Source organism: Pseudomonas sp. TWR2-1-1 (assembly GCF_049897045.1).
In the GTDB taxonomy this organism is placed as follows: domain Bacteria; phylum Pseudomonadota; class Gammaproteobacteria; order Pseudomonadales; family Pseudomonadaceae; genus Aquipseudomonas; species Aquipseudomonas versuta.
The window spans coordinates 448,219-456,138 of record NZ_JAFCVM010000005.1; the positions used below are offsets into that span (position 1 = coordinate 448,219).

At 64.5% G+C, this 7,920-nt stretch carries 7 protein-coding genes; 4 read left to right on the forward strand and 3 right to left on the reverse strand.

Translation table 11 applies throughout. From position 1 onward, the window contains the following. Positions 1 to 19: 19 nt before the first annotated feature. Genes ACP7BO_RS15730 through cbiE form a run of 3 tightly spaced genes read right to left on the reverse strand, consistent with a single transcriptional unit; the run spans position 20 to position 3,046 of the window. Positions 20 to 748 carry a cobalt-precorrin-6A reductase gene (locus ACP7BO_RS15730; protein WP_426211304.1) on the reverse strand — a complete coding sequence of 243 codons (729 nt, stop codon included), beginning with the start codon at positions 746 to 748 and terminating at the stop codon, positions 20 to 22. Beyond that, positions 745 to 1,842 (reverse strand): cobalt-precorrin-5B (C(1))-methyltransferase, encoded by a 1,098-nt coding sequence (locus ACP7BO_RS15735; protein ID WP_426211306.1) that lies wholly within the window; start codon positions 1,840 to 1,842, stop codon positions 745 to 747. Before ACP7BO_RS15735 ends, ACP7BO_RS15730 begins: the two co-directional genes overlap by 4 nt. After that, positions 1,835 to 3,046, reverse strand: a complete 1,212-nt coding sequence (gene cbiE / locus ACP7BO_RS15740) for a precorrin-6y C5,15-methyltransferase (decarboxylating) subunit CbiE (protein ID WP_426211308.1) — start codon at positions 3,044 to 3,046, stop codon at positions 1,835 to 1,837. The genes ACP7BO_RS15735 and cbiE overlap by 8 nt, the downstream gene beginning before the upstream one ends. A 280-nt stretch (positions 3,047 to 3,326) precedes the next feature. Here cbiE and cobG point away from each other — a divergent pair, with 280 nt between their 5' ends. The 4 genes from cobG to cobJ are packed head-to-tail and all read left to right on the forward strand — an operon-like array spanning position 3,327 to position 7,645. Next, positions 3,327 to 4,631: a precorrin-3B synthase gene (gene cobG, locus ACP7BO_RS15745; RefSeq protein WP_426211419.1), complete on the forward strand. Its 1,305-nt coding sequence runs from the start codon at positions 3,327 to 3,329 to the stop codon at positions 4,629 to 4,631. Next, a complete protein-coding gene (locus tag ACP7BO_RS15750; protein ID WP_426211310.1) occupies positions 4,624 to 5,250 on the forward strand; it encodes a precorrin-8X methylmutase in 627 nt (208 codons plus the stop codon). Before cobG ends, ACP7BO_RS15750 begins: the two co-directional genes overlap by 8 nt. After that, the gene (locus tag ACP7BO_RS15755) at positions 5,247 to 5,981 is read left to right on the forward strand and encodes a precorrin-2 C(20)-methyltransferase (RefSeq protein ID WP_171970594.1); all 735 of its coding nucleotides are present in this window, start codon (positions 5,247 to 5,249) and stop codon (positions 5,979 to 5,981) included. The genes ACP7BO_RS15750 and ACP7BO_RS15755 overlap by 4 nt, the downstream gene beginning before the upstream one ends. Further along, positions 5,978 to 7,645 (forward strand): precorrin-3B C(17)-methyltransferase, encoded by a 1,668-nt coding sequence (gene cobJ, locus ACP7BO_RS15760; protein WP_426211312.1) that lies wholly within the window; start codon positions 5,978 to 5,980, stop codon positions 7,643 to 7,645. The genes ACP7BO_RS15755 and cobJ overlap by 4 nt, the downstream gene beginning before the upstream one ends. The last annotated feature ends 275 nt before the right edge of the window (positions 7,646 to 7,920 follow it).

A 7,920-nucleotide genomic window follows, 5' to 3' on the forward strand; every position in this document is an offset into this window, starting at 1 on the left:
ATCGCCAGCGATTACACATTCACAAATAACTCTCCCGCTTCAGCGCCTCCAGCACCTCATCGCTGGTCAAAAATGCCCGGTCAACCTCTGGCAACTTCGGGCGTTTGAGAATCAACACCGGAGTCCCGCGTTCGCGGGCGACTTCGAGCTTGGGTTCAGTGGCGCTGCTGCCGCTGTTTTTGCTGATCAGTACGTCGATGCGGCGTTGGGCGAACAGGGCGCGTTCATCTTCGATCACAAATGGCCCCCGGGCGCCGATCACTTCGCAACGGGCATTGCCGGGGTAAGTGTCCAGGGCGCGCAAAGCCCAGAACTGTCCTTCGGGGATTTCATGCAAATGCTCAAGTGGTTCGCGGCCCAGGGTGAACAGCGGGCGCTGAAACGGTTTTAGCGCCTCGACCAGTTCGGCCCAGTCAGCCACTTCGCGCCAGTCATCGCCGGCCTGGGGCTGCCAGGCCTGGCGGCGCAAGGCCCAGCACGGGATACCGGCGAGGGCGGAAGCGCTGGCCGCGTTGTGGCTGATTTGTGCCGCGTAGGGGTGAGTGGCGTCGAGCAGCACATCAATGCGCTGCTCGCGGATGTACTGCGCCAGCCCTTCGGCGCCACCATAACCGCCAACCCGCACTTCACAGGGCAAGTCCGCGGGCACGCGACCGACCCCGGCCAGGCTGTAAACGTGTTGCGGTCCCAGGCGCCGGGCCATGGCCAGCGCTTCAGTGACGCCGCCCAACAACAGGATTCGCTTCATTCAAAGGCTCCGGCGTGACCGACAATTTCACCCTGGCGGTCGATGGCAAATACTTCAACTTGCACCTGTGCCGGCACCACGCTGCGGGCGAAGTCCAGGGCGTGCTGGCACACCGCATCACCCAGGGCGATGCCCTCAGCACTGGCCATTGCCAGTGCCTGCTGGCTGGTATTGGCCTGGCGAATCGCTTCTTGCAGCGCGCTGTCGGCGCCGATGGCGGCGGCCCATTCGGCCAACTGCGGCAGGTCGATACTGGAATGGCGACTGTGCAAATCCATATGCCGGGCCGCCAGTTTGCTGATTTTCCCGAAGCCACCGCAGAGGCTCAACTTATCCACAGGTACTTTGCGCAGGTGCTTGAGTACGGCTCCGACAAAGTCGCCCATTTCGATCAGGGCGATTTCCGGCAGGTTGTAGACCCGGCGCATGGTGTCTTCGCTGGCATTGCCGGTGCAGGCTGCGATGTGCAGGTAGCCGTTGGTTTTTGCCACGTCGATGCCTTGGTGGATCGAGGCAATGTAAGCCGCGCAGGAGAACGGGCGGACGATACCGCTGGTGCCCAATATCGACAGGCCACCCAGAATGCCCAGCCGCGGGTTCATGGTTTTCAAGGCCAGGGCCGCGCCGTCTTGCACGTTGACGGTGACGGTAAAGCCGCCGTGGTAGCCCAGCTCGGCTGCCAGCAGCAGCAGGTGATCGGTGATCATTTTGCGTGGCACCGGGTTGATCGCGGGTTCCCCCACGGCCAGCACCAGCCCCGGTCGGGTCACGGTCCCCACCCCCTGGCCTGCAACAAAACCGACACCCGGTTGCGGCCTGAGACTCACCTGCGAGTAAAGCAGCGCGCCGTGGGTCACGTCCGGGTCATCCCCGGCGTCCTTGATGGTGCCGGCTTCGGCACCCTGTTCGCTCAGGCGGCAAAACTCCAGGCGCATGGTGACGACCTTGCCTTTGGGCAAGGTGATGGCGACGGCGTCATTGCTGACGCCACTGAGCAGCAGGCGCGCCGCAGCCAGGCTGGTGGCTGTGGCGCAGCTGCCGGTGGTCAGGCCGCTGCGCAGCGGTGCGGGTTGTTCAGCGGTTTCGTCACGCATCGAGAGGCTTGGTCATGTCGAGCAGGGTGATGGGCAAGGCCTGGCGCCAGGTGTCGAATTCGCCCAGCGGTTGCGCCTGGGCGATATGAATTCGCGTCAGTTCGCCGCCATGGCGCTCGCGCCAGTTCATCAGCAGCATTTCGCTTTGCAGGGTGACGGCATTGGCCACCAGCCGCCCGCCGGGTTTGAGCTGTTGCCAGCAGGTGTCGAGCACGCCTTCGCGGGTCACGCCGCCGCCGATAAAGATCGCGTCCGGGCGCTCCAGCCCCTCAAGGGCTTGCGGAGCCTTGCCGCGAATCAGTTGCAGGCCCGGTACACCCAGCGCCTTGCGATTGTGTTCGATCAGTTGCTGGCGCCCGGCATCGGCTTCGATGGCCAGGGTGCGGCAGCTGGGGTAAGTGCGCATCCACTCGATACCGATCGAGCCACTGCCGGCGCCCACGTCCCACAACAACTGGCCCGGCAAGGGGGCCAGGCGGGCCAGGGTGATGGCGCGCACATCACGTTTGGTCAGTTGACCGTCATGGCGGAACGCGCTGTCGGGCAGCCCGCCGATTCGCGACAGCGGGCGGCAGTCGGCATCGGCCAGGCACTCGATGGCGATCAGGTTGAGCGCCGCCACGGGCGGGTCGTTCCAGTCATCGGCACTGGCCTCGACCCGGCGTTCGGCCGGGCCACCCAAGTGTTCCAGTACACACAGGCGGCTCGGGCCAAAGCCCCGTTCGCGTAGCAGGGCGGCCACGCTGGCCGGGCTGCTGGCGTCGTTGCTCAGCACCAGCAGGCGCGCGCCGCTGTGCAAATGTGCATTGAGAGCAGCGACTGGCCGCGCCACCACCGACAGCGTCAGCACATCCTGCAAGGCCCAGCCCATTCGGGCGGCGGCCAGCGAGAAGGATGAGGGCGCCGACAGCACCTGCATTTCATCGCGGGCAACTACCCGCGCAAGGCTGGCACCCACACCGAACCACATGGGGTCGCCGCTGGCGAGCACGCACACCGGTTCGCCGCGCAACGCCAGGACCGGCGCCAGTGAGAACGGGCTCGGCCATGCCTGGCGTTCGGCGCGGATGCAGGCAGGCAGCAAGTCCAGCTGGCGCGGGCCGCCGAATACGTTGCTGGCACTGAGCAACGCGCGTCGGGCGTTTTTGCCCAGACCGCTGAAGCCGTCTTCACCTATTCCCACAATTGTTAGCCAGGGCGACATGCCGATCCTCTTGGTAAACGCTGATTTTTTCATCCGCCAGCGCTCTTGCAAGACGCGCGGGCAGGGCGCGCATGATAGCGCGCCTTGGCCTCCCGGCGCCTCGCCCATAAAGCCGCCGGGCGGGCGCCGTCGCGGGTAATGCCGCATAAGGTGGCCCGCAGCGGGTATTCCGTCCGGCAAGCTTTTCATGCTGTCGCCCAAAGCAGGCATAATGCGCCACCTGCAACAGCCCGTTACCTGCCTGGATCGACCTTTGACCTTGCCACCTCAACTCCCTGTCATGACGCCCGTGCGCCCTACGGCTTGCCCGGGGTTACTGCGCATCGTGCAGGCGCTGGATGGCGGGATTTGCCGGGTCAAGCTCGATGGTGGCTGCATCACTGCGGTGCAGGCCCGTGCGGTCGCCGATGTGGCGCAGCGCTTTGCCAGTGGTGTCATTGAAGCGACCAATCGCGGCAACCTGCAGATTCGCGGGGTCGGGGCGCAACATCGGGCGCTGGTTGAACCGCTGATGGCGGCAGGGCTGGGGCCTGCCACTGCGGCGGGTGATGATGTACGCAACCTGATGCTCAGCCCGGCCGCGGGCATCGACCCGCAGCTGCGCATTGATACACGGCCGCTGGCCATGGCGCTGCTCGCCAGTTTGCAAAACACCCCGCGTCTGGCCGAGTTGTCAGCCAAGTTCGCGCTGCAACTGGACGGTGGCGAAGCCCTGGCGATGCTGGAGCATCCGCACGATCTGTGGTTATCAGCGATTGAGCTGGACGGCCAATGGGTGATGGCTTTCGGTCTTGCCGGCTGCCCGGCGCACAACCCGGCATTGGCCGCTGTGCCGCTGGCACAGGCCCATGAACTGGTCATGCAGGTGCTGCTGTTGTTTCTCGACCTGGCCCGGCCCGAGCAAACGCGCATGCGACATCTGCTTGAGGAGGTTGCCGTTGAGCGCTTTGTCGAGCAGTTGCAGCAACGGCTCAGTGTGCCGTTAATTGCGCTGGCCCTGGGGCCTCGGGGTGTGGCGCCGCAGGTGTTGCATATCGGGACTTTTGCCCAGCGTCAAGAAGGCCGGGTGTATATCGGCGCGGTGCCCGGGCTGGGGCGACTGGATGCCCCCATGCTGCGGGGGCTGGCGCAACTGGCTGACGAATTTGGCGACGCCACCCTGCGGTTCACCCCCTGGCAAAGCGTTTTGTTGCCTGAGATCAAGACCCGCGATGCGCCAGCTGTGACCCTTCAGCTAGAGGCTCTGGGTTTGCTGTGTGATGCGGCGCAGCCGCTGGCACATCTGGTTGCCTGCACCGGCTCCGACGCGTGCGCCAAAGGCCTGGCGGACACCAAGCAGGATGCCCGTGAGCTCGCCGGGCGCTTGTCCCGGGGGCTGAATGTGCACCTCACCGGTTGCCGGCGTTCGTGCGCGGCAGCCCATGTTGCGCCGGTCACTTTACTGGCCGTGGCGCCCGGTCATTACGACCTCTATTTACGTGCTCCAGAACAGCCGGGTTTCGGCGTTCTGCATGAGCGCAACCTTACTATTGAAGCGGCAGGCGCCTGGCTTGAGGCCCGCCAACGGAGCAACACCGATGATTGATTACATCCGCGATGGTCAAGAGATCTATCGCAACTCTTTCGCCATTATTCGGGCTGAAGCCAACCTCGAGAGCATCCCGCCAGACCTGGAAAAACTCGCGGTGCGGGTAATTCACGCCTGCGGCATGGTCGATGCCATCGAATATCTGCGTTTTTCGCCCGGTGCGGGCAAGGCCGGGCGTGATGCGCTGGCCGCCGGTGCACCGATCCTGTGCGATGCGCGCATGGTGCTCGAAGGCGTGACGCGCACGCGTTTGCCGGCCAATAACAAGGTGATTTGCACGCTCAAGGAAGAGGGCGTGGCCGAGATGGCGCTGGAGCAGGGCAATACTCGCTCGGCGGTGGCCCTTGAACTGTGGCGCCCGTATCTGGAAGGCAGCGTAGTGGTGATCGGCAACGCGCCGACCGCGCTGTTTTACCTGCTGGAGATGATTGATGCCGGTGCTCCGAAACCGGCCCTGATTTTGGGCTTCCCGGTCGGTTTTGTCGGCGCGGCAGAGTCCAAGGCGATGCTGGCGGCAGACAGCCGCGGGGTGCCGTTTGTGATCATGCAGGGCCGCCGCGGCGGTAGTGCGATGGCAGCGGCAGCCGTTAACGCACTGGCTACGGAGATCGAATGATGGCTCAACCTGGACGTTTGCTCGGCCTGGGCGTGGGGCCCGGTGATCCGGAACTGATTACCGTTAAAGCCCTGCGCTTGCTGCGCGAATCGCCGGTGGTGGCGTACTTCGTTGCCAAGGGCAAAAAAGGTAACGCGTTCGGCATCATCGAAGCGCACCTGCAGGGCGCGCAAACCTTGATGCCACTGGTGTACCCGGTGACCACCGAGGTACTGCCCGAGCCGTTGTCGTATGAGCAAATCATCAGCGACTTCTACGATCAGGCGGCCGAAGAGGTGGCCGTGCACTTGCAGGCCGGTCGTGATGTGGCGGTGATCTGTGAAGGCGACCCGTTCTTCTATGGCTCCTACATGTATTTGCATGACCGGCTGGCCGAGCGCTTTGAAGCGCAAGTGGTGCCGGGAGTGTGCTCGATGCTGGGCGGCGCTTCGGTGCTGGGCGTGCCGCTGGTGTATCGCAATCAAAGCTTGTCGGTGTTGTCGGGGGTGTTGCCCCACGATGAGTTGAAGCGTCGTCTGGCCGATGCGGATGCTGCGGTGATCATGAAGCTGGGGCGCAACTTCCATAAAGTCCGCGAGGTGCTGGGGGAGTTGGGGCTGGCCGAGCGTGCGCTGTATGTCGAGCGCGCGACCATGAGCAATCAGAAAATCGTCGCGCTCAATGACGTGGAGCCGATGTCGTCGCCTTACTTCTCGCTGATCATCGTGCCCGGCGAACGGTGGCAAGGATGAGCCGCCCGGCCCCGGCCATTGTGATTCTGGGCAATGGCAGCCTGGCCACGGCCCGGCGCATTCAGCAGCTTTACCCTCAGGCGCTGATTTACGGTCTGGCCGGGCGGGTTGAAGCGCCAGACTGCACCTACAGCGACTTTGGCGCGACCCTGCGCCAGCTGTATCAGCACGACACGCCGATTATTGCGCTGTGCGCCGCAGGGATCGTGATTCGCACCCTGGCCCCGCTGCTGATTGAGAAAGGCGCCGAGCCGCCGGTGCTGGCCGTTGCCGAAGACGCCAGTGCGGTAGTGCCGTTGCTGGGCGGTCTGGGCGGTGTGAATGACATGGCGCGGGCAATCGCTGCCAGTCTGCAGGTTGCTGCGGCAATCACCACCAGTGGCGAATTGCGCTTTGGCACGTGCCTGCTGAACCCGCCAAGCGGCTATGCCCTGGGCGATCTGGAGACAGGCAAGCGCTTTGTCTCGGACTTGCTCGCGGGGGAGTCAGTGCGTATCGAAGGCGATGCGCCCTGGCTGGCCGGTGCACAATTGCCTGAAAACCCGCAGGCGCGGCTGGCGATCCACGTCAGCAGTGCCGAGCGTGAGCCCGCGGCAAACGAACTGCTGATCTACCCGCGCAATGTTGTGGCGCGGGTCGCAGCCGTGGTCCCGGCGCAGGCAATCCGCGAGGCGTTGCATGACATGCAGTTGGCCTGGCAGTCGCTGGCCTGCATTGTTGCCGACGACGCCTTGATGGTCAGCCCGCAACTGCATGAGGCGGCGGCTGAGCTGGGTGTGCCGTTACGGTTCGTGAGTGCCGGCGAGCAGGTATTGCCGGTGGTGTGGCATGAGTCGGGCAATGGTCTGTTGCTGGGGATCGCTCCGGCGCCGCTGGACCCACAGTTGATTGGCCGTCCTCGGGGCCGCCTGGCCGTTATCGGCCTCGGGCCTGGCGCTGCCGAGTTGATGGTGCCTGCGGTCAAGGCCGAGTTGGCGCGGGCCAATGACGTCCTGGGGTACGAAACCTATGTGCGGATGGCCGGGCCGTTTCGCGACGATCAGGTGCTGCATTGCACCGACAACCGCGAAGAAATGCAGCGCGCGCGCCATGCCTTCGAACTGGCCGCCCAGGGCCGTTCGGTGGTGGTGGTGTCCTCGGGTGATCCGGGGGTGTTTGCCATGGCTGCTGCCGTGCTTGAAGCCTTGCACGAGTCCGGCGATGCACAGTGGCACAGCGTCGACCTGGAAATCCTGCCCGGGGTCTCGGCATCGCTGGCGACTGCCGCCCAGGCCGGTGCGCCATTGGGGCATGACTTCTGCGTTATGTCGCTGTCGGACAACCTCAAGCCGTGGAGCATTATCGAAAAGCGCCTGGACCTTGCTGGCGAGGCGGATCTGGCGCTGGCCTTCTACAACCCGATTTCCCGCTCGCGGCCCTGGCAGTTGGGGGTTGCACTGGAGATCGTGGCCAGGCACCGCAGCGCAGAGACGCCAGTGGTATTGGGCCGTGACATTGGCCGCCCCGGCCAGACGTTACGGGCAACCACATTGGGTGCGTTGACCCCGGACCAGGTGGACATGCGCACGATGGTGCTGATTGGTTCGTCGACCACCTGCACCTTCCCGCGTGCCGACGGCGGAGAGTGGGTGTACACGCCGCGCTGGTACGGCGAAAAGCCCTGACAGGCACCCTGGCCCCGCAATGGGGCCATGGGCGGTTCGTAGCAGCTGCCGAAGGCTACGTCCGATTGCGCAGCGATCGTAATCCACAGTGCCCGGTTTATGTGAGGGATCGCAGGGGCTGAGCTTACGACGGCTTCGCCGCCGGACGCAGCCTCGTGTCACTCGTCAGCTGCTACGGGGCCCGGTTGCGCACGATGGTGCTGATTGGTTCGTAGCAGTTGCCGAAGGCTACGTCCGATTGCGCAGCGATCGTAATCCACAGTGCCCGGTTTATT